Genomic DNA, 25,256 nt, shown 5'->3' on the forward strand with positions numbered 1-25,256 from the left:
AATCTAAACGGTAGGTATTTTATTAAACATCCCAATCATCAGAATCGTCTAATAACTCTTTGAGACGTTTTTTCTCTAGCAGTTCATCGATGCGCTTACGTACTTTCGTGTTTTTAATGGCTTCTTCACCTGTTGCTAGGTCTTTTTCATAGTCAGGTGAGTCTTTTTCATTGACGATATTGTCGGTAGAGCGATAGGTCATTAATTCATCTCCTATGTACTGCAAGACCAGCTTCAAATAACCGCCCGCTGATTAGTCCGGGCGGTTATATTTTGAACATAGGCAACAAATTTTAATTTTTCAAATTTTATAAAAAACTTCTGAAAATTTAATCGTTGATGGATGTTATTGATTACCAACCTTCGACGTTTGCCATGTCAGGTAGTTGATGGGCAATGCCTTTATGACAATCAATACACGTTTTTTGCCCGTCAGCTAACGACGTTGAGTGCATTTGAGCCGCACGTGCGCTTTGAACAGTGAAGTCCATATAGTCGAAGTTGTGACAGTTGCGGCACTCAAGCGAATCGTTTGCTTTTAGTCGTGCCCATTCGTGCTCTGCCAACCGTTTTCGTTCAGATAAGAACTTTTCCCTGGTACTTATCGTGCCAAAAATTTTGCCCCATACTTCTTTGGAGGCTTGCATCTTTCGAGCGATTTTATCGGTCCAGTTGTGCGGTACGTGACAGTCAGGACATGTGGCTCTGACGCCTGAACGATTGGTGAAATGAATAGTGGTTTTCATTTCTTCATAAACGTTGTCTTTCATTTCATGACAGGAAATACAGAATTCTTCTGTATTAGTAGCTTCAAGGGCAGTGTTAAAACCACCCCAGAATATAATGCCGGCGACAAACCCGCCAATGACCAGTGCGCCAAGACTAAAATGGACACTGGGTTGACGGATAACCTGCCAGGCAATTAACAGCATACGTTTCATTTACTGTCTCCTATTTTGCCTGAGAATTACGTTTTGTCAGGGTGTGCATATCGACAAACGTATTTTCAACTTCTGGCTTAGCATCAAACTGGTTCACATGACATTGGTTACAAAAATAACGACGTGGTGATAGCTCCGCTAAGAAGTTACCTTCGCGATCCATAAAATGGGTCACACTCACCATCGGTGCTTGTGATTCACCCGTGCGTTCACGGCTATGGCATGCCATACACTTATTGTTATTCAGATTAACTTCATAACCTCGTGTTGTATGAGGAATAACCGGTGGTTGCATAGGATAGTTGCGAACTTGCTTGATATCACTATTGATGACTTTTGGAATTGCAGAGGGTGCCTTTTGCTTATCTAGGGCTTCACCACGCAAGGTGGCGATATTATCAGCTGCATAGGCAAAACTTGCAGAGCAAATCAGTAGTGATAAACATGTGCTAATAAAATTTTTCATGTTCTTGCTCCTATACCTTCTCAATTCTAACTGCACACTTCTTAAAGTCGGTTTCTTTAGAAAGTGGATCAGTAGCATCTAGTGTTACTTTATTAACTAAACGACTGGCATCAAACCAAGGCATGAACACTAAACCAATCGGTGGCTTGTTTCGTCCTCGTGTCTCTACGCGTGTCTGCACTTCACCACGACGAGATACGATTTTAACCAAGTCACCTCTTCTTAAATTACGGTTCTTAGCGTCATCTGGATGCATATAGACCAAGGCGTCGGGCATAGATTGGTAGAGCTCTTCGACTCGCTGTGTCATAGAGCCCGAATGCCAGTGCTCTAGCACACGGCCGGTTGAGAGCCACATATCGTATTCTGCATCAGGTACTTCCGCTGCAGGCTCATACGGTAAAGCGAAGATAACCGCACGTCCGTCTTTGTGACCATAAAATTCGAAATCTTTTCCTGGCTTAACGTAAGGATCAGAGCCTTCTTTGAAACGCCATAACGTTTCTTTACCATCGACAACCGGCCAACGTAGACCTCTTTCTTTGTGGTAAACGTCATATGGGGCTAAGTCGTGCGCTTTACCGCGACCAAAAGCAGCATACTCTTCGAATAGACCTTTGTGGATGTAATAACCGAAGTGGCGAGAATCGTCGTTTAGGCGATCTGTCGGGATCTCATTTAGAGAGAACTTGTTCACTTGGTCGTTGGCGTATAGCACGTCATACAGGGTTTTGCCTTTGTACTGTGGATTTTTCGCCAACACATCTTTAGGCCAGACCTCATCTGTCTTGAAGCGTTTGGAAAACTCAACAAGTTGCCATAAATCAGATTTTGCGCCTTCAGGTGCTTCAACCATTTGGAACCAATGCTGAGTGCGTCGCTCCGCATTACCGTACATACCCTCTTTTTCCACCCACATTGCGGTAGGTAGAATTAAATCTGCGGCCTGTGCTGTAACCGTAGGATAGGGTTCTGAAACAACGATAAAATTATCCGGATTACGGTATCCGGGATAACCTTCCTCGTTCATATTAGCTGCCGCTTGCATGTTGTTGTTGACTTGCACCCAGTAGAAATTGAGTTTGCCATCTTTCAACATACGGTTTTGTAATACGGCGTGATATCCAGGCTTTGGAGGGATAACACCTGATGGAATCTTCCAAATTTTCTCTGCTTTTTTACGGTGTTCTGGATTCATGACCACCATGTCTGCAGGTAGGCGGTGCGCAAACGTACCCACTTCACGGGCTGTACCACAGGCTGATGGTTGGCCAGTCAATGAGAACGGACTGTTGCCTGGCGTAGAAATCTTACCGGTAAGCAAGTGAATGTTGTAAACCAAGTTATTTGCCCACACACCACGTGTATGTTGGTTAAAACCCATTGTCCAGAATGAACACACTTTCCGTTTTGGATCTGCATACAAATCAGCAAGTGCGTTCAGGTTATCTACCGGTACACCAGACAACTCTGATACGTATTCTGCGGTATATGTGCTGACGAATTTTGCATACTCATCAAAACTAATTTTCTTGGCACTACCCGCAGTTGCAGCATTTTTGGCTCGTTTCTCAAGCGGATGCTCAGGGCGTAAACCATATCCGATGTCTGTAGCACCCATTTTGAAGTTGGTGTGCTTGTTGACAAAGTCTTTATTCACTTTGTCGTTTTGAATAATGTAATTGGCGATGAAATTAAGAATCGCTAGATCGGTTTGAGGAGTGAAAATCATGCCATTGTCGGCAAGATCAAAACTACGGTGCTCAAAGGTCGATAATACATGAACCTTAACATGCGGTGCGCTCAAGCGGCGGTCGGTAATGCGTGTCCACAAAATAGGGTGCATTTCTGCCATATTTGAGCCCCACAATACCATCGCATCTGTTGCTTCGATATCGTCGTAACAGCCCATAGGTTCGTCAATACCAAAGGTACGCATAAACCCTACGACGGCAGAGGCCATACAGTGGCGCGCATTAGGGTCAATGTTATTGGTTCCAAAACCTGCTTTCATCAGTTTGGCAGCAGCGTAACCTTCATGCACCGTCCACTGACCTGAGCCAAACATACCTACCGCAGTTGGCCCTTTTTCTTTCATGGTTTTCTTGAGCTTTTCTTCCATTACGTCGAATGCTTTGTCCCATGATACCGGAGTGAATTCACCATTCTTATCGTACTTACCGTTTTTCATTCTCAGTAACGGCGACGTTAACCGGTCTTTGCCGTACATTATTTTCGATAGAAAGTAGCCTTTTACGCAATTTAGACCTTTGTTTACTGGCGACTTAATGTCACCGTGAGTAGCAACTACTTTGCCATCCATTACCCCAACATTAACGCTGCAACCCGTACCACAAAAACGACACGCAGCTTTGTCCCATTTAATCTTGGTGACATCACTTGCAGTGATCAGGTTGGATGCTTGTGCAGGTACGGATACACCTGCAACCGCTGCTGCAGCTGCAACAGCGTTAGCTTTTAAAAATTCGCGGCGATTTATCGTCATGTTAGTTCACCTCTATCGCTTGGGGCTCGGTTAAAAATTGGTGATAAACCGGTGAAATACTTAAAAATGCATCGGTTAATCGAATTTCATCAACAACTAGTGCTATCGCTTTTTGGCTTTCACCTTCTACGGTAAACACAATTTTTCCTTGTGGGCTGCTGGCGTGTACTTCTGTACCATCAAACTTATCTAGCAACTTACTTCTACTGTCTAACTCTGCTGGTGCCACCTGGGCGACAAAGCTAGCCACATGGTATTCTTCGTTTACTTCACTCATATAACTTCCTTGATCTGAATAGCGATGGCGTTTTGAGGGCAAGTAGAAACACAAGCGCCGCATTGTGAACAATCGCTAAGCGTGATGTCAGGCGTTGGGATAGGGCCATTGGAGTATGAAAATTTAATGGCGCGTGAATCACAGACGTCTCGACAACTTTGGCAATAAATGTTGTTTTCAGCCAAACATTTATCACTAATACTGATAGACGCATGCCAAGGTAACGTGTTGCTTTGTTCTGTTTTATCGATGAATAACGGTTGTTCGCAATGTGACTGACATTGATTGCAAAATGTACATTCATCTTGGCTAAAATCGACGTATGGGAATCCGAAATCATCTTTCTTGATGATTTTTGTTTCGCAGTTATCGACACAGGCGTTGCACTGGGTGCATTGTTCAACAAACACTTGTTCGCTGATAACCCAGGGCAATCGAAGCTTCGGTGTTGAAGCTAACGAGTTTACTCTACCTTTAAAAAGGCGACGCCGCGCAGGATTCGCAACTTGTTCCACAGCTTAACAGTCTATTATGAGGTTGGCGGACCGGTAAGGATCTGAGTAATCCATACAATAAAGCCATAACCACCTACGATGGCGACGGCAAGAATTGGCCCTAAGAAGACCGTAAGAAAGATAAATGAGTTCCGTTCATACTTCTTTTGTTGTTCGGAAGTAAGTTTTTCCATAAGTGCCCCCTGTTGATTAAATATCAACCTATTAGACCTAATCTTAGACAACTATTTTTTGATTTGCATTAACAAAATGTTAATTAGCAGTAAATTTCTTTTTGTATTCTTGATCGCGTAAAATGATGAGAATATCAAATAGATGGCTAAATTCTTGAACTCAGCGCACGCAGATAAAAACTGGTTTGAAAAAGCGAGTAAGTATTTCCTTACACGTCGACATAGGCGCACTGTGATTTTGCTTGGCGAGTTTTCTTGGGCATTAGATAATGTGCTGAGTCTAGAAGCTCGAGGCGCTAAAAGCTTAACGCTAGAAGAGCTGGCGCAACAGAGTCTCATTTTTTCGGAATACGGCGGACTTTGTAGTCCCGTTAACAGCAAAACCTACCGTCATCACCTAGGTACCGAGCAATCGGTGGTGTGCATTTTTGATGAAAACCTGAATGTTGACGCATTTGCAGCACTCAGCGGTGTCATTATTGCGGGTGGTGTGATGTATTTGTGGTTACCACCACAACTAGTAGCGTCTTCATTATTTTGTCAGCGATTGATTGCCAAGAGTAAAATGAACCAGGATGTCTGGTTGTTCGAGCAAGAAGTCGTTATCGATGAACTGTACTGTACCGAGCAGCAACTAAGACAGCAATATTCGCAACAGCTTCCGAATCAACAGCAACTTAATATTATTCATCATCTAACGCAGCAGAATAGCGAAGGTAATGCGGATATCAGTATTATCACGGCTGATCGTGGCAGGGGAAAATCGTCTGCATTGGCATTGAGCGTCATTAATATTGTTCGTGCTAACTACGCGCATCAAAATATTGTCATTACAGCGCCACACAGAATGGCCTGTAATGTGTTCTTCTCCCATCTAGAAAAAGAGCTGGGTGTTGAAGTCAAAGGAAACAAGCTTAATGTAAACAATAGCTGCATATCTTTTCTATCAGTAGACGAATTACTTGATAAAAATCCAACGATTGATCTGCTGTTGATAGACGAGGCGGCGGGTATTCCTGTCTATTTGTTAAAACAGCTATTACAACACCATCAAAAAGTTGCGTTAGCGACAACAATATACGGATATGAGGGCGCTGGCCGAGGGTTTACCGCTAAACTACTGCCATACATCGACGCTGCATATAGCTGCGTAAACAAATTCACTTTGAGTTCACCTATTCGTTGGGCGGAGCATGACCCGCAAGAAGCGTTTATTTTCGATACCTGCGTGTTGAATGCTGATTTGCCTGTTGTTGCAGAACGAAGCAAATTGTCTGCGTTAAAGTATTTGAAGCTGAATAAAGCATTATTGGCTGTCAATGAGCAGTTGTTGAAAGAAGTCTTTGCAATTTTAGTGACGGCGCATTACCAGACAAAACCAAGCGATTTAAAGCGCCTTTTGGATGATGCTAGTATCCAAATACATGTTTTGTTTAGTGAACAGTCAGTTTATGCGGTTGCTTTGCTGTCGAAAGAGGGAGGATTTGCCCCAGCACTGAAAAGCGACATTCTCGCTGGAAAAAGACGTGTCAAAGGGCATATGGTGCCGCAATCACTGGCGCAACAGGCCCTAACATCTGAAGCACTTAACTTTGACTACCTACGAGTAATGCGAATTGCCGTTCATCCACTTCTCCAAGGGCAAGGCATAGGCAGCCAATTACTGGCGTGCATTGAAGCTGCAGAAAAAAACAACACAGATTTTTTTGCAACAAGCTTCGCTGCAAGTACAGAGGTTGTTCGTTTTTGGCAAAAGAATCGATACAGCAGTGTTAAGTTAGGGTTTAAAGCTGATGCTTCGAGTGGGGAACATTCACTGCTGATGCTCAAATCGACAAACACACAAAGCGAAACATTACTGACAAACCTCGCCGTCCAATTTTTCTCATATATGCCTCATTGGCTTGAGCATGAGTTTTTCATGTTACCTATCCAGTTAAAAGAGCAAATTATGCAGGAAGCAGATGCGTGGCAACCACTTGTTGTTGATGAACGTGACAGGATTTTTGTCAATGCGTATATTAATAACGCCACGTTGTTCAGCTTAACTCGTGTGGCAATTGCTCGTTGGTTGGAAAAGTTAAGTGAACAACAGAACGTCTCTATTCCTTCTTTATTGGATGCAAAGTGGCTCAAGTTGGCCGACGATAAATCTCTCTGTAAGCATTATGATATAACAGGTAAGAAAGCGCTCCATTTGAAGTGCCAACAGCTCCTTAAATCGTTATTAGTTAACAGCTAGCGGCAAGTTGCCAATAGCGCAGCATTGACGAGTAAGTACAGCATTTAGTTGAGCCAAGCTGACAGTCGTCATCGGCCAATATACGCTGAATGTAATATGCTATATATCGCGCTGTTTGTGTTTGTGGTTGGCATTGGTAACTCGTTAATAACACCTCTACCCATTGCTCTAGAATGTCCAGTTCAGTTGTTTTTATTCGTGCCATTATCTATCCCTCATCAGAAAATGAAGATGAATTAAGTAGTGAGAGCCAGAGGGCTTGTTTACTGTCAGCATCAAGGCATCGACATTCGTCGCCTTTTAAATTGCCTTCATTAATCAGCTGCATCAGCATGTCGGTGGATATTTCAATTTTGACTTTTGCTGGTAATGGCATAGCGGTTAGTGGCATAGTCTTTCTCCATAAAAGCAATCATATTCCAACCTTAGCGCACGCTTTTTGTTTTGTAAATGATAATTATTCTCATTAAGTGTTTTTTAGTGTAACGAGACATCATGCAACCGATTATTCAAGTTCAACAATTAGTAAAGCAGTACGGAGACTTAAAAGCCGTAAACAATGTCAGCTTTGATGTAGTCCGCGGTCAATGTTTTGGTTTGTTGGGGCCAAACGGAGCCGGAAAAACAACCACCATTGAAATTATGGAAGGGATTATTAAGCAATCAAAAGGGCAGGTACTGTTTAATGGAAAACCTGTATCTAATGCCACCAAACATCAAATAGGCATCCAATTTCAGCATACGGCACTGCAAGACTTTTTAACGGTAAAAGAGACTATGGATCTCTTTGGTTCGTTTTATCAAGAAAGTTTATCGCAAGAAAAGTTAATAGAGCTTTGTGATTTGGGGGACTTTTTAAATCGCGATAACCGTCTGCTTTCAGGAGGCCAACGGCAGCGCTTACTGTTGGCGCTGGCCTTGATTAATGATCCTGATATCGTGTTTCTGGACGAGCCAACAACAGGGTTAGATCCGCAAGCACGTCGTAATTTTTGGAAGCTCATTCGAAATATCAAAGCACAAAATAAAACCATCGTACTAACGACACATTACATGGATGAGGCGGAGCAGCTATGTGATCATATTGTCGTAATGGATAAGGGACAGCTAATAGAGGAAGGAAAGCCAAGTCAGTTGCTTAAGAAGCATTTTGAACATGTCTTTATTTACCTGCCATACGATAATATCCCTACATCACTTGTACAAAAGCAGGGCTGGCAAGTATCTAATAATCAAGTGGAAATAGCGACGCAAGACGTAGAAGGAACGCTGATGTTATTGACCCAATCCGGTGTAAGCTTGCAAGAGCTACATGTCAAATCAGCAAATCTTGATGATTTGTTTTTAAAGCTCACTGGTCATTCTTTGCGGGAGTAAGCATGTTTAGTATCAAGCGTTTTATGGCGGTTTTTAAGGCCCGAAACCTCGAATTTTTCCGCGATAAGTCATCGTTGGGTTGGAACTTATTCTTTCCTGTCTTGTTACTTGTCGGTTTTGCTTTTGTGTTTGGCAATGATGAAAAAGCTATCTACAAAGTAGGTGTTATTGGTGAAGCTATTGAGCACCCATTCAATGGTATAAACTATATCGACAAGATTCAGTATGACGAGCTTTCTACAGCTCAACAAAAGTTACAACGTCATAGTATTGATTTGATCATTGATCATAATGAGCAAATATATTGGCACAACACTCTCTCTCCAAATAGTTACTTAGTAAAACAATTGTTTCTTTCGGTGGATAAAGGATTCAAAGAGCAAACCGTAAGCGGCAAGGCTATTCGTTATGTTGACTGGGTTTTGCCTGGCATACTGGGCATGAATATGATGTTTAGCTGTTTGTTTGGTGTGGGCTATGTGATTGTTAGGTATCGTAAAAACCATGTATTAAAACGTTTGAAAGCCACACCATTGTCAGCCTTTGAGTTTGTCTCTGCACAGCTACTTTCAAGGCTTTTCATTGTGTTGTTTATGTCTTCAGTTGTATTTGTTGGTTGCAACTTCTTGTTTGATTTCTATATGTTAGGTAGTTTTGTCGACTTGATTATTGTCGGTGCGTTGGGCGCATTAAGTTTAATTTCTCTGGGACTACTTGTTGCTGCTCGCAGCAAAAGTGAAGAATTGATTGGCGGTTTACTAAATCTGACATCATGGCCGATGATGATTTTATCTGGTGTATGGTTTAGCCTAGAAGGCGCGCCGGACGCTGTAAAGCTTGTTGCTGACTTTTTACCGTTAACACACTTAGTTAGTGCCGCGAGAGAGATAATGACAGAAGGGGCAACACTGGCAGATGTTAATGATCATTTATTAGTTATGGCGTTAATGTCCGCGCTTTTCTTAGGTTTAGGTTCCTATTTATTTAGTTGGAATACAGAGCGCTAATTGCGCTCTTCTTAGCATTGTCGATTGCCTTATAAGTTGTACAGCGTATTATGTCAGTTTGCCCTGTTCTATATGCTTAATCAGGCTGACTAGCTGCGTTATCTTCACATTCGACAGTTGCCTGTAATCGAAATAAGGACAAATAATCAGTTTGTGCTCCGCGTTGTAAGCAAAGAACTCGTTTAGCCAAGTGCACCTATTAGCAACGCATAACTCTGTGGCGTATGTTTTCCCCATAATAATATGCACCTTATCCTTGGGAGCAGTTGAATCGTATGGAGAAAACAACAAGCACTGTTGCCCATTTGCTTGCAACAGTTGTTTGTCTCGTAGCTCTTGCCACGTATTGAAAGTCGTTTCCCTTCGCTCAAACTCAAGTTTGGCAAACACGTTGAATATTTTACGCCAGTGATTGCCGGTTTGCTGCCCTATTTGATATATCTCGCCATCTGTCATCGCATGCAAGTCATCGAGTGATTGATATTGAGAAAGTGGTGGCGTGTTTTGGATATAAATATACGTATCAGCTGCTGGCTGACCGAGTCCGATAAGTGACATAAAATTAAGCTATCGCTTTATAGAAATGACTGGCAATAAAAAACCCGGATTGTACCGGGCTTTTGTATGATTAGAAGTGTTTTTAGCGCTTAAAACTCATCTAACATGTATTCCAACGAGTCTTCGTAGATCCTCAGTTCTTTTTCAAGTTGGAACTTTTCTTTCAGTTGTTCGATTTCACGCCATTTTCTTTTTTTGTTTGTACTTGCTTTGGATTTTGGTTGCTTGTCCAAAGAATCCAATACCGCTTGAAGTTTATCCATGGAATGCTCCTTTTTTCTACAACTGCATCTTTTTAATATCACACTACTGTGGATATTAAAACAATTTTTGTGATCTTTTTTTTACAGAAAAATGAACCTTTTTAACGACTCAGTTACACAAAAAAACATTCTTTATTTACTATCAATAGCTTGGAAAAATGATGGTTAAAAAGTCATCAGAATATTAACTTTTTGTTTTTACCGTGGTTATAAACGATAAGAAACTGTTGCGAGTTTAGAATTTTACGCATAAAAAAACGGCTTACACGCGCGTGCAAGCCGTTCAAAATTTTACTTCTTTTCGCTGTTAGAAAAGTTCGATAAGTTGCTTCTCTAACTTTTCTTGGTCAACTGCAAAATTGCGAATACCTTCTGCTAATTTCTCGGTCGCCATCGCATCTTGGTTCATTTCCCAACGGAATCCTTGCTCTGTCAGCTTATCTGTTGCCGGCAAACTCGGTTGATCAGCATTCAAATGCTGTGTTACCGGAGCATCATTATTCGCTAACTCATCCATTAACGCAGGACTGATAGTTAAACGGTCACAACCAGCAAGAGCTAACACTTCACCTGTATTTCTAAAGCTCGCACCCATAACAACTGTATTGTAGCCTTTTGCCTTATAGTAGTTGTATATCTCGGTTACCGAGACAACACCAGGATCTTCAAGTGGCGCATATTCCTGCTTATCAGTATTTGCTTTGTACCAATCCAAGATACGTCCCACAAATGGAGAAATAAGGTAAACACCAGCTTCTGCACAGGCTTGTGCTTGAGCAAAACTAAACAATAAGGTCAGGTTACAGTTGATGCCTTTTTGTTCTAGAATTTCAGCCGCCTTTATACCTTCCCATGTAGAAGCGAGTTTAATCAAAATACGATCGTTGCTAATACCTGCCTCGTTGTATAGTGCAATCAGCTTTTCTGCTTTAGCAACACTTGCTTGTGTATCAAAAGACAAGCGCGCATCAACTTCCGTTGAAATACGACCTGGTACAACGTTTAAGATTTCTAAACCGATCAATACTGACAATTTATCGGCAGCATCAATTACTTGCTGTTTCGCGTCATCTGACTGTGCTTTAGCCCACGCTACTGACTGCTCAAGTAATGGTCGGTATGCAGGAATTGCTGCAGCTTTGAGCAGCAAAGAAGGGTTTGTTGTAGCGTCTTCTGGTTGAAACTTTGCAATGGCTTCGATGTCACCAGTGTCTGCAACAACCGTCGTCATCTGTTTTAATTGCTCTAGTTGATTCATCTTTATATCCTGAAAAACTGTCCTGAAACTCGGGTGTGATCGGTCAAAATGTTAGAAAATTACCACAAGGCGCGAGCAACTTGCGTAATGCTTAACCGATAACAAATAATTTGTTGTATTACTTTTACCAAATTTTATCTGCTGTGCCTACTAGCATACCTAGAATAAATCGCTATTGTTAATAAAAAATTGACCAAGTGGACAATTTTTATCTCAAGATTGTCATTTTTACGAAATTTAGCCTGTGCTATATTGGCTACAATTGTATTAAAGAAGCTTAAAATTTATGTTACTTGTTGTCTCTCCTGCCAAAAATTTAGATTTTGAATCACCACTTGCGACAGAAACGTTTACGCAACCGACAATGCTGGAACACAGCCAAGAGCTCATCGATGTGTGCAAAACGTTAACGCCAGCAGATATCAGTTCGTTGATGAGCGTAAGTGATAAAATAGCAGGGCTAAATGCTGCGCGATTTGGTGAGTGGCATACGCCGTTCTCGCCAGATAATGCACGCCAAGCAGTGTTAGCATTTAATGGCGATGTCTATACCGGATTAGATGCAGCAACATTTAGCGAAAAAGACTTTGATTTTGCACAACAACATATGCGAATACTGTCGGGTCTTTATGGTCTGTTAAAACCACTAGATTTAATGCAAGCATATCGCCTTGAAATGGGCACGAAGCTAGCCAATGAGCGCGGTAATAACTTATACCAATTTTGGGGGGAGTTAATTACTGATGCTATGAATAAAGCATTGGCTGAGCAAGGCGACAAAGTGCTCGTTAATCTTGCATCAAATGAATACTTCAAGTCAGTAAAGAAAAAGTCACTTGATGCTGAGCGCGTCATTACGCCGCAATTTAAAGATTGGAAAAACAGTCAATACAAGATGATCAGCTTCTTTGCCAAAAAAGCACGTGGTTTAATGGCTCGCTTCATTATCCAACATCAGTTGACTGAAGCTGAGCAACTGAAAGGATTTGATGTAGCAGGCTATAGTTACAATGAAGAGTTAAGTAAAGGCGATGATTTTGTCTTTACAAGACGAGAGGAAGCTTAAGGCTTCCTTTTTACCGACCCTATCATATTTTCGGTGAGTGAACAGGAGAGTATATGCTCACATTAATAGCAAAGTTATTTCAGGCGCTTCACTCGGAAAATTCGACGCGTCAAATTGCGCTAGCGATCTCGCTAGCCTTCATTTTTGCTTTGTCGCCTCTGGCATCAGCACAAGCAATCTTTATCTTATTTATTGTACTGATCATCCGCGTTCATTTGGCGTCTTTCATCGTCGCTATTACCGTTTTTGAAGGCGTGCGTGTTTTACTTAATACAACAATTATAAGTACAGGCGAGTCTTTACTGACCAATGATGGCTTACACGGATTTTTCAGCAGCTTATACCAATTTGATTGGTTCAAGCTGGCTCAGCTGCATCATACCTTTAATCTAGGTGCGCTCGTTGTCGGTGTATTGGTCGCGATTCCTTTGTACTTTGTCGCTAAAATATTGATTGAAAAATACCGAGTCCATATCAAAGCATTCTTTGAGAAATTAGCTATTGTGAAAACGTTGAAAGCGACACGCGTATTTACACTGTACCAGCAACTGTCGGTTGGAGATCGTTCATGAGTAAATTTCTTCGTTGGCAGGGACTTATTGCCTTTATCGCTATTCTTTCTTTGCTTTTTGGCTTAGTGATGCTGTTTGCTGGGCCGTTAGCTAAAACCGCTATTGAACGCTTTGGTCGAGACTATACAGGAGCGGAAGTTAATGTTGATAGGGTAGATGTGCATTTAGCGCCGTTTGGTGTTGAAATTTGGGGCTTACAAGCAACTGATCCTAAGTCGCCTAAAAACAACATGGTTGCCTTTCAACATGCCGATGCTAGTGTTGAGCTTTGGCCATTTTTGTTTGGTAAAACCATCATAGACAATGTTGAGGTGAAAGGTTTAGCGTTTAATACGTTGCGAAAATCCGAAGGCTCGGTCTTCAGACTACCCGATAGTGATGATGCAGAAACAGCCAATAAAACGCCTTGGCAGGATGAAGTGCAAGCGGCGTTGCCTGATCCTGAAGAACTTTTGGCGCAAAGTAACTTAAAAACGGTAAAACGTGCACAAGCGTTGGAGGCAACATACCGACAAGAGAAAGATATCGTCGAGCGCACCAAAGCGAAACTTCCGACTAAAGAAACGCTCAAAGAATATGAAGCTCGCGTTAAAGCGCTAACAAAAGTAAAAGTTAAATCGCTAGCTGATTTAGAAAAGGTCAAGGCAGATTTTGACAAGTTAAAAGCTGACTTTAAGCAAGAACAAGTCAAAATAAAACAAGCAAAAGACGAAGTGTTAGCAGCAAAAGACAAAGTTGCTGCACAAGTGACAGCCTTGAAAAATGCACCCGCAGAGGACTGGCAAGATATTTCACAAAAGTATCAATTGCAGTCGTTAGAAGCTGAAGATTTTGCGCATATATTGTTTGGTGAAAAAGCGCGGGAGTATTACCAGTGGGCGGACATTGTGTTTACTCATGTAAAACCGTTGTTGGCAAGCAGCGATAAAGCGCAACCTGAGCAATCACCATTAGCAATGGAGCAAGGTCGATTTGTGCATTTTGATGAAGACAATCCACTACCAGACTTTTGGTTAAAACGTGGTGCAATCGAAGTCATCATGGCTGATACACATTATCAAGCTAACTTATCTGACATTACCATGCAGCATTGGCTTATTAATAAACGCAGCGATATCAAAATAGCGGCACAAGGCATTAAAGGTGAAGGAGCGTTGACTGCTGCACTCGATTTTTCTTTAGACAATGCAAAGCAACTAACCAGTATGGGGGATTGGTCTCTTCAACGTTTACCGTTAGTTGATGTTGACTTACAGGAAACCAAAAACATGCAGCTACAGTTGGTTTATGCGCTTCTGTCTGTGGCTGGAAAAATGTCAGTCGAAAACGGCCAGCTTAATTTGGTTAGCGACTTTGATTTAGCGAACAGTCAATTTGACGGAAGCGGTGGCTCAAAGCTTGCTCAAATAGTGGTAGATACGCTCAAAGCAAATCAAGCATTAGGGGTAACATTAAACGCCAACGGTGACTGGTTGGCGCCTTCTTGGGGTATTAAATCTGACCTCGACAACATGCTTTCTAACGCATTCAAACAACAGGTGGCAAACAAGCTGTCAGGGTTCAAGCAGGATTTACAGTCAGGCTTGAATGAAAAGATGGCAGGCTCGTTGTCTCTTGGTGAAGGGCAGTTAGATGAGTTACTTAACCTAGAGGCCTTGCTCAATGACAGCGATAAAGCGTTTGAAGATCTAGCTGACAATGATGTTGTAAAACAACACAAGAAAAAGCTAGAAGATAAAGCAAAAGATAAATTGAAAGATAAACTCAGTGATCTCTTCGGTTAGTCAAGATGAATGACGCTTTTGCAACCTGACTTGCAAATTGCAAATCAGGTTGCAAAATACCCACAATTGATTGGCTACGGATAGACAATTCATTGGCCACCTCTCTTTAACTCTATGACCTTTCTACTAAATTTCATATTGGTGTCTGTTTTGCTTCTTTGCTTTTATCCACAGTGTTTAAGCCGATGAAGTAAAGGACGGGGAGTTATGAAAATAGTTAAGCAGTTATTGGCGGCTGGATTGCTTCTAGCCTCTACTTATAGCCATGCAACGTTAATTACTTATGAGACTCAAGCGTTTACAGGTAACTTTTCAATGTCAGATTTGATGACAGAGTGGTACGCTCGAGGCGGTGCACAAACGTCGCAAGCGTTGACTTCTTTTGAGCAAGTCTATTCTGGCAACTATACCTTTAGTCGTTTAATCATTGACGTTAGTATGGCGGAGGCTGGTGTATGGACATTGGAAGCGGGTTTAGACGCTGGCTTTGGTGCGCAAATGTATGTTGATGGTGTTTCTGTATTAAAGGATCCAACAAACATTTGGTGGAAGTATAATTGGAACCACGAAGACGTTATACGTGTAGAAGATATTTCGCTGAATACAGGGAAACATAAAATAGAATTATTTTGGTTAGAGAATTGCTGTAATGGATACAACAGTGTGCGCTTGATAGACCAAACGCGATCAACTATCTCTTTTTTAAGCGTCAACGCAGTTCAGGCTGCGCAGGGACAGGCACAAATACCAGAGCCATATACATACGCGCTGTTCGGTGTAGGGTTGTTAGCGTTGGGTTCTCGAGTGGGACGAAAAGCAAGCCCTACACCATAGGTTGCTTTTCATATTCATCAGAATGTTATGATTTAACAAGCTAAAAGTATAAATTTTTCAATGAACTAACATAATAAAAAGCCCGCTATAGCGGGCTTCTTTGTCGGATTAATTGGACGTTATGCTGATTTCTTGGCTTTTTTCTTGGCTATTTTCTTTGCCTTACCTTTTTTCTGAGCCGTGGTCTTTTTCACCTTAGGCTTTTTCATCGGAATACGAGCTTCTTTATTCTTTGGTCGTAATTCTTCAATAACTCGTCGTTGAAGGCGCTCTTTGGTGTAACGCTCAATTTTTCCGATTGATAACATGTCATGCGCTTCTACTAGCGAGATAGCAGTACCTTTGTTTCCTGCACGGCCTGTGCGACCAATGCGGTGAAGGTAGATATCGGCTTTTCGTGGCATATCAAAGTTAATGACATGGGTAATATTGTCAATATCGAGGCCACGGGCTGCAACGTCTGTTGCAACAAGTACGTTCACATCGCCGTTCTTGACGCGATCTACAGCGCTGTTACGTTTGTCTTGCGGCATGTTGCCCTCAAGCCACGCCACTGGAATATCTTCACCGTAAAGTTTGCCAGATAAGAATTGTACCGTTTCACGTTTATTCGCAAAGACTACTGCACGCTCGACTTCCTCTTGCTTGAGGATATGCGTTAGTAACTGAAATTTATGCTGCTTGTTATCAGCCAAGTGAATCCATTGGTGAATCTTAGCTTTTTCTTTACGCGAGGGGTTTGACTCTAAAAATACAGGCTCGTTAAGAATGTCTTTGGAGAACTTGATAACGCCCGCACCTTCGAGCGTTGCAGAAAACAGCATGGTTTGTTTACGCCAGCGTGATTCACCAACAACGCGGTTTATAGTGTCTGCAAATCCCATATCAAGCATACGGTCCGCTTCGTCAATGATTAGGATTTCAATGTCACGCGCATCAAACTGTTCATTGTCTATGTACTCTAGTAAACGACCTGGCGTGGCAATCAACATATCGGTCGTTGCGGTCAAAATTTCTTTGTGGCTACCGTAATTCACGCCACCAGTGATAACACCTGTTTTAATGTTCGTGTGGCTTGTAAGCAATTCTGCTTGTTCACTAATTTGCAAAGCAAGTTCACGCGTTGGTGCCAGCACTAAAACGCGTGGAAAACCTGGTTTGGTGCGCGGGTAATCTAGCAAGTGTTGAGCGGCTGGTAATAAAAACGATGCAGTTTTCCCCGTACCTGTCGGTGCAGAAGCGAGAATATCTTTGCCATCCATTGCTTCAGGTAGCACAAGTTGCTGAATAGAAGTTGGCTTTTTAAAGCCTGCTTTTTGGATGCCGCCAATTAACTCTTGGTCTAAATCAAACTGCTCAAACATGGATGTCTTCGTTTTTCCTGCGCACAATATAGTGCTGATTATAGTGGTAATAGAATGAAAAGCCTAAGTAATCTCTATGTACTTAAGCGTGATCTAATATTTCGGATATTTCTGTCAATACTTGTTGGCACCACGCAGCAATGCGCTCGTCAGACAACATGTATTGATTATCGTCATCAAGGGCTAACCCGACAAATTGGCTTTTATCGTCGGTTAACGCTTTAGACGCTTCAAATTCATAACCTTGATTTGGCCAATAGCCAATAGCGTATGCACCTTGTTCGGTAATGACGTCATGGAGCATTCCTAAAGCGTCTTGAAACCATTCGGTATATCCAATTTGGTCTCCCATGCCGTAAAGCGCGACAACTTTATTCGTAAGGTTCAGCTTAGCTAGGTCTTCCCAGTGCGACTCCCAGTCTTCTTGTAACTCACCGTAATCCCATGTGGAAATACCGAAGATGAGAAAGTCATAGTCGACACATTCACTCAGCGGTACGTCTTTAATATTGTGCATAACCACAATATCAGCGCCCATTTCAGCTTGAATTTTCTCTGCTGCCATTTCGGTGTAGCAGGTGGTCGAACCGTAAAATAAGCCTATTTTCACTGGTGATGATGTCCTGGTGGATTAAAAGCGGGCGCGAGTTTACCAGAAATGGTTAGTTATGCGCCAGTAATAACCCTATTTGGTTTGCTTTTTACTATTGAAAACTGTAATTTTAGCGCAGGAAATCGGGTCTCCTGGTTGCATCCTTAATTAACTTGTTGGAAATAATTCATGAAAAAATGGTTTTCTGCAGTCGCGTGCGCAAGCACTTTGTTATTCAGTTCAGTTTCCCTAGCAGAAACGTCGGCATTTAATGCCGAACAATTAAAGCAATCGATCAGTCAAAAATTAGGATTAAACGTATCTAGTGCCCGTAAATCAGAAATGCCTGGTTTAGCTGAGGTTGTGACTAATCAAGGATTGTTCTACACCAGCTACGACGGAAAGTACTTTATTCAAGGAAAGTTATTTTCTCTAGGTGCAGAAGTCAGTAACTTAACCGAAGAAAGTCTGGCGAAAGTGCGTGTTGACGGCATGGTTAAATATGAAAAAGATATGATTGTTTTTCCTGCTAAAGACGAAAAGCACGTTGTGACAATTTTCACTGATATTACTTGTGGATATTGCCGTAAATTGCACAACCAAATGGACGAGTACAATGATTTAGGAATTACCGTGCGTTACTTAGCATACCCTCGCGCTGGCGTTTTCCAAGGTCCTGGTCAGTTTACGCAAGGTTTTGAAGATTTACGTTCAATTTGGTGTAACGAAGATCCAAATACTGCGATGACAAAAGCGAAAGCTGGCTCTACTGTCGCGCGTCGTATTTGTGATAAGCCAATTGAAGACAACTTTAACTTCGGCCGTCAGGTAGGCGTGAGCGGCACTCCGGCAATTATTCTGGCAAACGGTTACATGGTACCTGGCTATCGTGAACCAAACGACTTGAAGCAGTTATTAGAAAGCCTTTAAGCCTCGCTGACAATATGTTGAGAAAAAGCCGCAAATATGCGGTTTTTTTATGTCTCTTCGAAAAGACTTTGCTAAAAATTACTGCGGGTTACTCTGGTATTCAGTTACACTGCAGCCATGGAAAAACATATTCAACGACGAGTGAATCAGGACGCAAGTCACTTGCCTCAAGAGCTTCACCCTATCGTCAAACAAATTTACGCGAATCGTGGTGTTACTAATGCGCAAGAACTTGCGCTGACTCTCAGTAATATTGCCGCTATTAACTCACTTTCTGGCGTCGACGCTGGTTGTCATCTGGTTTATCAAGCATTATTAGAGAATAAAAAAATTACTATTGTCGGTGATTTTGATGCCGATGGCGCAACTAGCACGGCATTGATGATGGACGCCCTTCGGTTACTTGGCAGTATTAACCATGACTTTGTGGTGCCAAACCGTTTCGATTACGGCTATGGTCTTTCTCCAGAAATTGTCGATATAGCGCATCAGCAAGGCGCTGACGTTATTATTACGGTAGACAATGGCATTAGCTGTATGGCTGGTGTTGAAAGAGCCAAGTCGCTTGGCATTATTGTTATTGTCACGGATCATCATTTGCCGGGTGAAAAATTACCGCCCGCCGATGCAATAATTAACCCTAACCAGCCAGATTGTAATTTCCCATCTAAAGCATTAGCTGGTGTCGGGGTAGCGTTTTATTTTATGTCGGCACTTCGCAAACATTTGCGAGACAACGACTGGTTTACCAAACGCCAAATTCAAGAACCAAATTTAGGTCAGCTGCTAGATCTAGTCGCCTTAGGCACGGTAGCTGATGTTGTACCTTTAGATGCAAATAATCGAATTTTGGTGTCGCAAGGCATTAAGCGTATTAGAGCAGGGCACACTAGGCCGGGCATTCAAGCATTAATTGAAGTCGCAGGAAAAAATCAGCAGCAACTTGTGGCAAATGATTTTGGTTTTGCGTTGGGGCCTCGTATTAATGCCGCTGGGCGTTTGGATGATATGACCTATGGCATCCAATGCTTACTTGCACCAGATTTAATGATGGCAAGAAGCATGGCGAGCGAGCTGGATACATTAAACAAAGCGCGCCGTGAAATTGAACAAGGCATTCAAGCTGAAGCTGAGCGAGTACTCGCTTCTTTGTCGCTAGCTGATGATAAGCTACCTTTTGCTATCGCACTGTATCAACCCGATTGGCATCAAGGAGTTATTGGTATTGTTGCTGGCCGTATTAAAGAAAAGTATCACCGTCCAAGTATCGTATTTGCTAAAAGTGATAGCAATGATAATGAAATAAAAGGTTCAGCGCGATCCATTCCAGGCCTTCATATCCGTGACTTGTTAGAACATATCGATAGCCAACATCCAGGAATTATTATTAAGTTTGGCGGCCATGCCATGGCTGCTGGTTTATCAGTTTATACAGAACAGTTTGACGAATTTGCTCAGCTATTCAATAACTATGCGCAAACGTGGCTGACGAAGGAGCAATTAACAGGCACCATATGGACAGATGGTGACTTACCAGCCAATTTGATGACGATAGAGTTTGCTCATCACCTCCGAGAATCTGGCCCTTGGGGACAACAATTTCCAGAGCCGATATTTGACGATGAATTCGAGTTGCTTCAACAGCGGATCGTGGGCGAAAAACACTTAAAGTTAGTTGTCCAAAAGAGTGGCGTCGCGTTTGATGCCATTGCGTTTAATGTCGATTTAAAGCAGTGGCCAAATCATAAAGCCAGATCGATTCGTTTAGCTTATAGCCTTGATATTAATGAATTTCGTGGTAAGCAGTCAGTTCAGTTGATGGTGGCCCATTTAACTGCTTAATCAATATTGTGTTTGCTTTTAATTGTTTGCCACTCTGCACTTAACGAAAGCTCGTTAGCAAACTGATTTATTTTCACCCAATCCGCATGAGTAATGTTCAAACCAAGCATTGCCCTATGGTCAAAATAAAGGGGACGTTTACTAATGGTAAGTTTCCCTTTTAAGTTTGGTATCTGTTCTAAATATTGATAATACGTTGCCTTGGCCATGACCAGAAAGTCGCCACGTTTGGCCAATAGCATAGTTAAACACAGGTCGTTAGAGTCACATGAGTATCGTTTGATTCTCTCGGTTTCGACCAAATCATCAATGACTTTGTAGTTATACCCATCTCGCCCAAGAAACATTAAGTTTTTTTGTTTCACGTCCTCAACGGTAATTGGTCTGCTTTTGTGAGAAACGACGTGAACGGCTTCGCGTAATGTTGTTTGTGACACATTAAACGGTGTCGTTGGGTTAAACCAGTAGGTTTGACTGAAGGGAATAAGCAGTGGGACGTCTTGTTCGATTAATACACGGAGCCGGCTTTTAGTCATTCTTTGGTATTCAAACGAGACACTCGTTAATTTCTTCGTTAACAGCGCACTAAAGTCGGCAGTAAGCCCATTGTCTGCTTGTTGATAGGGGGGGAATATTATGTAATCAGCGATGATAATTTGCTGGGCATTCGCTGACTGAGACGCAAGAAATGCCCAAACGGTTAATAGCAAATGTCTAACATGCATATTTTTATGACCGTAAAACTTGTATCTATTCGATTTAAAATAAGTTTAGTCATAAAAAATAAGTCTGAAAAATATCTTTTCTCGACCTGCAAAGACGATTGTTTTGAACGCCCATAAAAGCTACAATGCCGCTCTTTTTTGTAGAGCAATTTCGTAAGAGTTTTCGCGCCGAATGTTTGAAGTAAATCCTGTTCTAAATAAAATCAAAGAAATCCGTGAACGTACAGATATGTTGCGTGGTTATCTTGATTACGACCACAAAGCTGAACGCTTGGTGGAAGTTTCTCGTGAACTAGAGTTACCTGATGTTTGGAACGAGCCAGAAAGAGCACAGGCGCTGGGCAAAGAGCGCTCGGCATTAGAAGCTGTAGTAGATACGATCAAGAATCTTGATGCTGGCTGTGAAGACGTTGAAGGTTTAGTTGAACTGGCGGTTGAAGAAGAAGACGAAGATACATTCAACGATGCTGCAGGCGAGGTCGAGGAGCTTGAGCAGCAACTAGACAAGCTTGAGTTTCGTCGCATGTTCTCAGGCGAACAAGACGAAAGTGATTGCTACTTGGATATTCAATCAGGGTCTGGTGGTACTGAAGCACAAGATTGGGCTGAAATGCTAATGCGCATGTATTTGCGTTGGGGCGAGGCGCACGGCTTTAAAACTGAAGTCATTGAAGTAACGGATGGCGATGTAGCTGGCATTAAAGGCTGTACCATTAAGTATTCAGGTGAATATGCTTATGGCTGGCTGCGTACTGAAACCGGCGTTCACCGTTTAGTACGTAAATCGCCATTTGATTCAAGTGGCCGTCGCCACACCTCATTTGCGTCAGCGTTTATCTATCCTGAAATTGACGACAATATAGAGATTGATATCAATCCAGCAGATTTACGTGTAGATACCTTCCGTGCATCCGGCGCTGGCGGTCAGCACGTTAACAAAACCGACTCTGCTATTCGTATTACGCATATTCCGACAGGTGCTGTGGTTGCTTGTCAGGCAGATCGCTCACAACACAAAAACCGTGCGACTGCGATGAAGCTTTTGAAAGCCAAGCTATATGAAATGGAAATTCAAAAGCAAAACGAAGGTAAGCAAGAACTAGAAGACGGTAAATCGGATATTGGCTGGGGTAGCCAAATTCGTTCTTACGTTCTAGATGATAGTCGTATTAAAGACTTACGTACGGGTGTTGAAAATCGCAACACGCAAGCCGTATTAGACGGCGATCTTGACCGGTTTATAGAGGCATCCTTAAAGTCGGGTTTATAAGAATATGCGTCGTTATTCATTTGATAACGACATCAAAAGTGCTCACTTACACTTGTAAGCTCCGCGCTTTTTCTTTGTTCTAAAACGAATAAGTTAGCCTATTCGTACAAATAGCAAAGCAAGAGAATTGAAAGAAATATTATTTAACTAAAATTGCAATAAGCAATTTTAAACATTAACCAAGTTTGAGACTGAAAATGACAGACCAAGCAAATCAAGACGAAAATAAATTAATTGCCGAGCGTCGTGGAAAATTAGCGCAAATTCGAGAAAACTGTTCGGCTAACGGCCACCCAAACCAGTTTGAACGAAAACACTATGCAGCTGATTTACAAGCTGCACACGGTGATAAAGATAAAGAAACGCTTGAAGCTGAAACGGAAACGTACAGTATTGCTGGTCGTGTTATGGCGAAACGTGGTCCTTTCTTGGTATTACAAGATATGACTGGTCGCATTCAAGCCTATGCCGACAAGAACGTTCAAAAAGAAATTAAAGCAAACCTTGGTGGTGTATTAGATATTGGTGACATTGTAGGTGTGACAGGTACTTTGCATAAATCAGGCAAGGGCGATTTATACGTCAACATGAACGAATATGAGCTTTTAACAAAGTCACTTCGTCCATTACCGGAAAAGTTCCACGGTTTACAAGATACAGAAACTAAGTATCGCCAACGCTACGTTGATTTAATTATCAATGAAGATACGCGTAACACGTTCAAAGTGCGTTCTAAAATTGTTGATGGCATTCGTAAGTTCTTAACAGAGCGTGACTTCATGGAAGTTGAAACGCCAATGCTTCAAACGATTCCAGGTGGCGCAACGGCTAAGCCATTCGTTACACATCACAATGCGTTAGACGTTGAAATGTTTATGCGTATAGCGCCGGAGCTTTACCTTAAGCGCTTAGTGGTTGGTGGTTTTGAGAAAGTATTCGAGATTAACCGTAATTTCCGTAACGAAGGTTTATCAACGCGTCATAACCCAGAATTCACTATGATTGAATTCTACCAAGCATACGCTGACTACCATGACTTAATGAACCTGACCGAAGACATGCTTCGCACGTTAGCTGAAGATGTAATGGGTACATCGGTTATTCGTAACACAGTCAAAAACGAAGATGGTGAAGTCGTAGAAGAGAAGTTCTACGATTTCGGCAAGCCGTTCCAACGTTTATCTATGGTTGATGCGATTTTAAAATACGCTGAAGACGGTGTTGTAACTAGCGACGACGAAGCTGCACTTCGTGATCCAGAGAACAACTTTGATCAAATCAAAGCGCTTGCTAAGAAAGTTCACGTGAAAGAAGGTGATGCAGCGAAAGTATGGGGCCCAGGTAAGTACATCTGTGAAATCTTTGAAGAAGTTGCAGAGCACTTACTTGATCAACCAACTTTCATTACAGAATACCCGTGGGAAGTGTCTCCATTAGCGCGCCGTAACGACGAAAACCCATTCATCACAGATCGTTTTGAGTTCTTCGTCGGTGGTCGTGAATTAGCAAATGGCTTCTCTGAGCTTAACGATGCAGAAGATCAAGCGGCACGTTTCCGTAAGCAAGTAGAGGAGAAAGATGCTGGTGATGACGAAGCCATGCACTTCGATGATGATTACATTACGGCGCTTGAGTATGGTTTACCACCAACAGCTGGTGAAGGTATTGGTATCGATCGCTTAGTCATGCTGTTTACCGATTCACCAACGATCAAAGATGTTATCTTATTCCCGCATATGCGTCCTCTAGCTGAATAAGCAAATCATCTATTCATATATTAAAAAGCACCGTATGGTGCTTTTTTTATCGCTAAGGTTTTTAGTGGATGAAATATTCATGACTTGTATTCTTTGTTTACTAAAATTTTACATCAGATGCTTTTATCAGCGCCTACTTCTGCTATTGTATGGCTAAAGAAAACATCGACTGATGTAAAAAATAATAAGGCAAGGAGAGTACCGTGGCATTTGAAGTTACCTTTGAATTACAAGATTCTGATTTAGAACATTTCAGAGACGTCATGCGCAAAGCGATTGATGGCGCAGCGAATTTAAGTGAGTCAGATATTTTAGAACACGCCAAAGATTTAAGTATCAGCGTTCAAGGTGATGTTCCTAAGTTTGTCATTGACCGCATTCGTAAACTTGAAGTATTGGTTGCAATGATTGAAGACAGTGAGTGGAACTTGGAAGGCGAAGAGCGCACTAACGTATTAAGCGCTTTGGCGTATTTCGCTGACCCAGAAGACTTAGTGCCTGATCACATTCCAGCACTGGGTTACTTAGATGATGCAATCATGATTGAACTCGTTGCGGAAGACTTGAAAGACGATATTGAAGCATTCGAAGAGTTTTGCGCATACCGCGAGCGTGAAAAAGACCGCATGGGTGACAAAGTCATCACACAGGAAGATTGGCTAGACGCCAAACGTCGTGAGCTTCACAGCCGCATGCGTAACCGCCGTTCAAGCCGTCGCAGTGGTTCAGGGTTCCGTTCTATTTTTAGATAGTCAGTTTGCTAAATTGTCGATATGAAAAAGCACCTAATGGTGCTTTTTCTTTTTATCGAAGTCGTGACAAGGTTGCAGCGTACTTGTTTACGGTGATAATGATGTGTCTTTTGAGTTTGTAGAATTTAACTCAACAAAAACGTAAATTTTTTTGTAATAAATTCCGGTTTTTATTGACTAGAGGT

Annotated in this window: 27 protein-coding genes; 12 read left to right on the top strand and 15 right to left on the bottom strand. The window is 42.0% G+C overall.

The window, feature by feature from the left end; translation table 11 throughout:
- Positions 1-22: 22 nt before the first annotated feature.
- The 7 genes from ACFSJY_RS17180 to napE all read right to left on the bottom strand — a co-directional run bounded on the left by ACFSJY_RS17180 (position 23) and on the right by napE (position 4,878).
- Positions 23-202, bottom strand: a complete 180-nt coding sequence (locus ACFSJY_RS17180) for a PA3496 family putative envelope integrity protein (protein ID WP_386037156.1) — start codon at positions 200-202, stop codon at positions 23-25.
- A gap of 151 nt (positions 203-353) precedes the next feature.
- Positions 354-941 carry a cytochrome c3 family protein gene (locus ACFSJY_RS17185; RefSeq protein ID WP_386037159.1) on the bottom strand — a complete coding sequence of 196 codons (588 nt, stop codon included), beginning with the start codon at positions 939-941 and terminating at the stop codon, positions 354-356.
- A gap of 10 nt (positions 942-951) precedes the next feature.
- Positions 952-1,407: a nitrate reductase cytochrome c-type subunit gene (locus ACFSJY_RS17190; RefSeq protein ID WP_386037162.1), complete on the bottom strand. Its 456-nt coding sequence runs from the start codon at positions 1,405-1,407 to the stop codon at positions 952-954.
- 10 nt (positions 1,408-1,417) lie between these two features.
- Positions 1,418-3,913, bottom strand: coding sequence for a nitrate reductase catalytic subunit NapA (gene napA, locus ACFSJY_RS17195; protein WP_386037165.1), 2,496 nt, complete (start codon positions 3,911-3,913; stop codon positions 1,418-1,420).
- Position 3,914: 1 nt separating this feature from the next.
- Entirely contained in the window at positions 3,915-4,190 is a 276-nt protein-coding gene (locus ACFSJY_RS17200) for a chaperone NapD (protein ID WP_386037168.1), read from the bottom strand.
- Positions 4,187-4,705: a ferredoxin-type protein NapF gene (locus ACFSJY_RS17205; RefSeq protein ID WP_386037171.1), complete on the bottom strand. Its 519-nt coding sequence runs from the start codon at positions 4,703-4,705 to the stop codon at positions 4,187-4,189. Before ACFSJY_RS17205 ends, ACFSJY_RS17200 begins: the two co-directional genes overlap by 4 nt.
- A 14-nt stretch (positions 4,706-4,719) precedes the next feature.
- On the bottom strand, positions 4,720-4,878 hold the full coding sequence (napE, locus tag ACFSJY_RS17210) for a periplasmic nitrate reductase, NapE protein (RefSeq protein ID WP_386037174.1): 159 nt from the start codon (positions 4,876-4,878) through the stop codon (positions 4,720-4,722).
- A 142-nt stretch (positions 4,879-5,020) separates the two neighbouring features.
- On the opposite strand from napE, the gene ACFSJY_RS17215 reads away from it, so the two are divergent.
- Positions 5,021-7,120, top strand: a complete 2,100-nt coding sequence (locus ACFSJY_RS17215) for a tRNA(Met) cytidine acetyltransferase TmcA domain-containing protein (protein ID WP_386037177.1) — start codon at positions 5,021-5,023, stop codon at positions 7,118-7,120.
- Here ACFSJY_RS17215 and ACFSJY_RS17220 read toward each other — a convergent pair.
- Both ACFSJY_RS17220 and ACFSJY_RS17225 read right to left on the bottom strand, forming a co-directional pair.
- Complete coding sequence (locus ACFSJY_RS17220; protein WP_386037180.1) at positions 7,110-7,325, bottom strand: hypothetical protein; 216 nt, start codon at positions 7,323-7,325, stop codon at positions 7,110-7,112. The genes ACFSJY_RS17215 and ACFSJY_RS17220 overlap by 11 nt on opposite strands.
- A 3-nt stretch (positions 7,326-7,328) precedes the next feature.
- Entirely contained in the window at positions 7,329-7,511 is a 183-nt protein-coding gene (locus tag ACFSJY_RS17225) for a hypothetical protein (protein ID WP_386037183.1), read from the bottom strand.
- Positions 7,512-7,615: 104 nt separating this feature from the next.
- Here ACFSJY_RS17225 and ACFSJY_RS17230 point away from each other — a divergent pair, with 104 nt between their 5' ends.
- Positions 7,616-8,497: an ABC transporter ATP-binding protein gene (locus ACFSJY_RS17230; RefSeq protein ID WP_386037186.1), complete on the top strand. Its 882-nt coding sequence runs from the start codon at positions 7,616-7,618 to the stop codon at positions 8,495-8,497.
- A 2-nt stretch (positions 8,498-8,499) separates the two neighbouring features.
- The gene (locus ACFSJY_RS17235; RefSeq protein ID WP_386037189.1) at positions 8,500-9,504 is read left to right on the top strand and encodes an ABC transporter permease; all 1,005 of its coding nucleotides are present in this window, start codon (positions 8,500-8,502) and stop codon (positions 9,502-9,504) included.
- A gap of 48 nt (positions 9,505-9,552) precedes the next feature.
- Here the strand turns inward: ACFSJY_RS17235 and ACFSJY_RS17240 are convergent, their stop codons facing one another.
- From ACFSJY_RS17240 to tal, 3 genes are all read right to left on the bottom strand, one after another.
- Positions 9,553-10,062 carry a DUF6942 family protein gene (locus ACFSJY_RS17240; protein ID WP_386037192.1) on the bottom strand — a complete coding sequence of 170 codons (510 nt, stop codon included), beginning with the start codon at positions 10,060-10,062 and terminating at the stop codon, positions 9,553-9,555.
- Between the two features lie 89 nt (positions 10,063-10,151).
- Positions 10,152-10,325: a DUF3545 family protein gene (locus ACFSJY_RS17245; protein WP_386037195.1), complete on the bottom strand. Its 174-nt coding sequence runs from the start codon at positions 10,323-10,325 to the stop codon at positions 10,152-10,154.
- Between the two features lie 307 nt (positions 10,326-10,632).
- On the bottom strand, positions 10,633-11,583 hold the full coding sequence (tal, locus tag ACFSJY_RS17250; RefSeq protein WP_386037198.1) for a transaldolase: 951 nt from the start codon (positions 11,581-11,583) through the stop codon (positions 10,633-10,635).
- A gap of 286 nt (positions 11,584-11,869) precedes the next feature.
- On the opposite strand from tal, the gene yaaA reads away from it, so the two are divergent.
- From yaaA to ACFSJY_RS17270, 4 genes are all read left to right on the top strand, one after another.
- Complete coding sequence (gene yaaA, locus ACFSJY_RS17255; RefSeq protein ID WP_386037201.1) at positions 11,870-12,649, top strand: peroxide stress protein YaaA; 780 nt, start codon at positions 11,870-11,872, stop codon at positions 12,647-12,649.
- A 53-nt stretch (positions 12,650-12,702) separates the two neighbouring features.
- Entirely contained in the window at positions 12,703-13,221 is a 519-nt protein-coding gene (locus ACFSJY_RS17260; RefSeq protein WP_386037204.1) for a TIGR03546 family protein, read from the top strand.
- Positions 13,218-15,005: a TIGR03545 family protein gene (locus tag ACFSJY_RS17265; RefSeq protein ID WP_386037207.1), complete on the top strand. Its 1,788-nt coding sequence runs from the start codon at positions 13,218-13,220 to the stop codon at positions 15,003-15,005. The genes ACFSJY_RS17260 and ACFSJY_RS17265 overlap by 4 nt, the downstream gene beginning before the upstream one ends.
- A 207-nt stretch (positions 15,006-15,212) precedes the next feature.
- A complete protein-coding gene (locus ACFSJY_RS17270) occupies positions 15,213-15,839 on the top strand; it encodes a CCXG family PEP-CTERM protein (RefSeq protein ID WP_386037210.1) in 627 nt (208 codons plus the stop codon).
- Between the two features lie 119 nt (positions 15,840-15,958).
- Here the strand turns inward: ACFSJY_RS17270 and srmB are convergent, their stop codons facing one another.
- Both srmB and fldB read right to left on the bottom strand, forming a co-directional pair.
- The gene (srmB, locus tag ACFSJY_RS17275) at positions 15,959-17,203 is read right to left on the bottom strand and encodes an ATP-dependent RNA helicase SrmB (RefSeq protein WP_386037213.1); all 1,245 of its coding nucleotides are present in this window, start codon (positions 17,201-17,203) and stop codon (positions 15,959-15,961) included.
- Between the two features lie 82 nt (positions 17,204-17,285).
- A complete protein-coding gene (gene fldB, locus ACFSJY_RS17280) occupies positions 17,286-17,813 on the bottom strand; it encodes a flavodoxin FldB (protein WP_386037216.1) in 528 nt (175 codons plus the stop codon).
- Positions 17,814-17,984: 171 nt separating this feature from the next.
- On the opposite strand from fldB, the gene dsbC reads away from it, so the two are divergent.
- Both dsbC and recJ read left to right on the top strand, forming a co-directional pair.
- Positions 17,985-18,725 carry a bifunctional protein-disulfide isomerase/oxidoreductase DsbC gene (gene dsbC / locus ACFSJY_RS17285; protein WP_386037219.1) on the top strand — a complete coding sequence of 247 codons (741 nt, stop codon included), beginning with the start codon at positions 17,985-17,987 and terminating at the stop codon, positions 18,723-18,725.
- 117 nt (positions 18,726-18,842) lie between these two features.
- A complete protein-coding gene (gene recJ / locus ACFSJY_RS17290) occupies positions 18,843-20,567 on the top strand; it encodes a single-stranded-DNA-specific exonuclease RecJ (RefSeq protein WP_386037222.1) in 1,725 nt (574 codons plus the stop codon).
- Here recJ and ACFSJY_RS17295 read toward each other — a convergent pair.
- Positions 20,564-21,292, bottom strand: a complete 729-nt coding sequence (locus ACFSJY_RS17295) for a hypothetical protein (protein WP_386037225.1) — start codon at positions 21,290-21,292, stop codon at positions 20,564-20,566. The genes recJ and ACFSJY_RS17295 overlap by 4 nt on opposite strands.
- 172 nt (positions 21,293-21,464) lie before the next feature.
- Here ACFSJY_RS17295 and prfB point away from each other — a divergent pair, with 172 nt between their 5' ends.
- The 3 genes from prfB (at position 21,465) to ACFSJY_RS17310 (ending at position 25,071) form a co-directional block, all read left to right on the top strand.
- Entirely contained in the window at positions 21,465-22,562 is a 1,098-nt protein-coding gene (gene prfB, locus ACFSJY_RS17300; RefSeq protein ID WP_386037228.1) for a peptide chain release factor 2, read from the top strand.
- A gap of 197 nt (positions 22,563-22,759) precedes the next feature.
- The gene (gene lysS / locus ACFSJY_RS17305; protein WP_386037231.1) at positions 22,760-24,319 is read left to right on the top strand and encodes a lysine--tRNA ligase; all 1,560 of its coding nucleotides are present in this window, start codon (positions 22,760-22,762) and stop codon (positions 24,317-24,319) included.
- A gap of 203 nt (positions 24,320-24,522) precedes the next feature.
- The gene (locus ACFSJY_RS17310; protein ID WP_386037234.1) at positions 24,523-25,071 is read left to right on the top strand and encodes a YkvA family protein; all 549 of its coding nucleotides are present in this window, start codon (positions 24,523-24,525) and stop codon (positions 25,069-25,071) included.
- The last annotated feature ends 185 nt before the right edge of the window (positions 25,072-25,256 follow it).

Source organism: Thalassotalea euphylliae, from assembly GCF_042682785.1.
Lineage (GTDB): Bacteria > Pseudomonadota > Gammaproteobacteria > Enterobacterales > Alteromonadaceae > Thalassotalea_F > Thalassotalea_F euphylliae.

Coding starts and splice junctions, on each gene's coding strand:
- dsbC (WP_386037219.1), top strand. CDS start 17,985: ATGAAAAAATGGTTTTCTGCAGTCGCGTGCGCAAGCACTTTGTTATTC.
- lysS (WP_386037231.1), top strand. CDS start 22,760: ATGACAGACCAAGCAAATCAAGACGAAAATAAATTAATTGCCGAGCGT.
- ACFSJY_RS17200 (WP_386037168.1), bottom strand. CDS start 4,190: ATGAGTGAAGTAAACGAAGAATACCATGTGGCTAGCTTTGTCGCCCAG.
- ACFSJY_RS17225 (WP_386037183.1), bottom strand. CDS start 7,511: ATGCCACTAACCGCTATGCCATTACCAGCAAAAGTCAAAATTGAAATA.
- ACFSJY_RS17220 (WP_386037180.1), bottom strand. CDS start 7,325: ATGGCACGAATAAAAACAACTGAACTGGACATTCTAGAGCAATGGGTA.
- ACFSJY_RS17245 (WP_386037195.1), bottom strand. CDS start 10,325: ATGGATAAACTTCAAGCGGTATTGGATTCTTTGGACAAGCAACCAAAA.
- ACFSJY_RS17240 (WP_386037192.1), bottom strand. CDS start 10,062: ATGTCACTTATCGGACTCGGTCAGCCAGCAGCTGATACGTATATTTAT.
- prfB (WP_386037228.1), top strand. CDS start 21,465: ATGTTTGAAGTAAATCCTGTTCTAAATAAAATCAAAGAAATCCGTGAA.
- recJ (WP_386037222.1), top strand. CDS start 18,843: ATGGAAAAACATATTCAACGACGAGTGAATCAGGACGCAAGTCACTTG.
- ACFSJY_RS17265 (WP_386037207.1), top strand. CDS start 13,218: ATGAGTAAATTTCTTCGTTGGCAGGGACTTATTGCCTTTATCGCTATT.
- ACFSJY_RS17185 (WP_386037159.1), bottom strand. CDS start 941: ATGAAACGTATGCTGTTAATTGCCTGGCAGGTTATCCGTCAACCCAGT.
- srmB (WP_386037213.1), bottom strand. CDS start 17,203: ATGTTTGAGCAGTTTGATTTAGACCAAGAGTTAATTGGCGGCATCCAA.
- ACFSJY_RS17270 (WP_386037210.1), top strand. CDS start 15,213: ATGAAAATAGTTAAGCAGTTATTGGCGGCTGGATTGCTTCTAGCCTCT.
- ACFSJY_RS17295 (WP_386037225.1), bottom strand. CDS start 21,292: ATGCATGTTAGACATTTGCTATTAACCGTTTGGGCATTTCTTGCGTCT.
- ACFSJY_RS17260 (WP_386037204.1), top strand. CDS start 12,703: ATGCTCACATTAATAGCAAAGTTATTTCAGGCGCTTCACTCGGAAAAT.
- ACFSJY_RS17230 (WP_386037186.1), top strand. CDS start 7,616: ATGCAACCGATTATTCAAGTTCAACAATTAGTAAAGCAGTACGGAGAC.
- ACFSJY_RS17235 (WP_386037189.1), top strand. CDS start 8,500: ATGTTTAGTATCAAGCGTTTTATGGCGGTTTTTAAGGCCCGAAACCTC.
- ACFSJY_RS17180 (WP_386037156.1), bottom strand. CDS start 202: ATGACCTATCGCTCTACCGACAATATCGTCAATGAAAAAGACTCACCT.
- tal (WP_386037198.1), bottom strand. CDS start 11,583: ATGAATCAACTAGAGCAATTAAAACAGATGACGACGGTTGTTGCAGAC.
- ACFSJY_RS17215 (WP_386037177.1), top strand. CDS start 5,021: ATGGCTAAATTCTTGAACTCAGCGCACGCAGATAAAAACTGGTTTGAA.
- napA (WP_386037165.1), bottom strand. CDS start 3,913: ATGACGATAAATCGCCGCGAATTTTTAAAAGCTAACGCTGTTGCAGCT.
- yaaA (WP_386037201.1), top strand. CDS start 11,870: ATGTTACTTGTTGTCTCTCCTGCCAAAAATTTAGATTTTGAATCACCA.
- napE (WP_386037174.1), bottom strand. CDS start 4,878: ATGGAAAAACTTACTTCCGAACAACAAAAGAAGTATGAACGGAACTCA.
- ACFSJY_RS17190 (WP_386037162.1), bottom strand. CDS start 1,407: ATGAAAAATTTTATTAGCACATGTTTATCACTACTGATTTGCTCTGCA.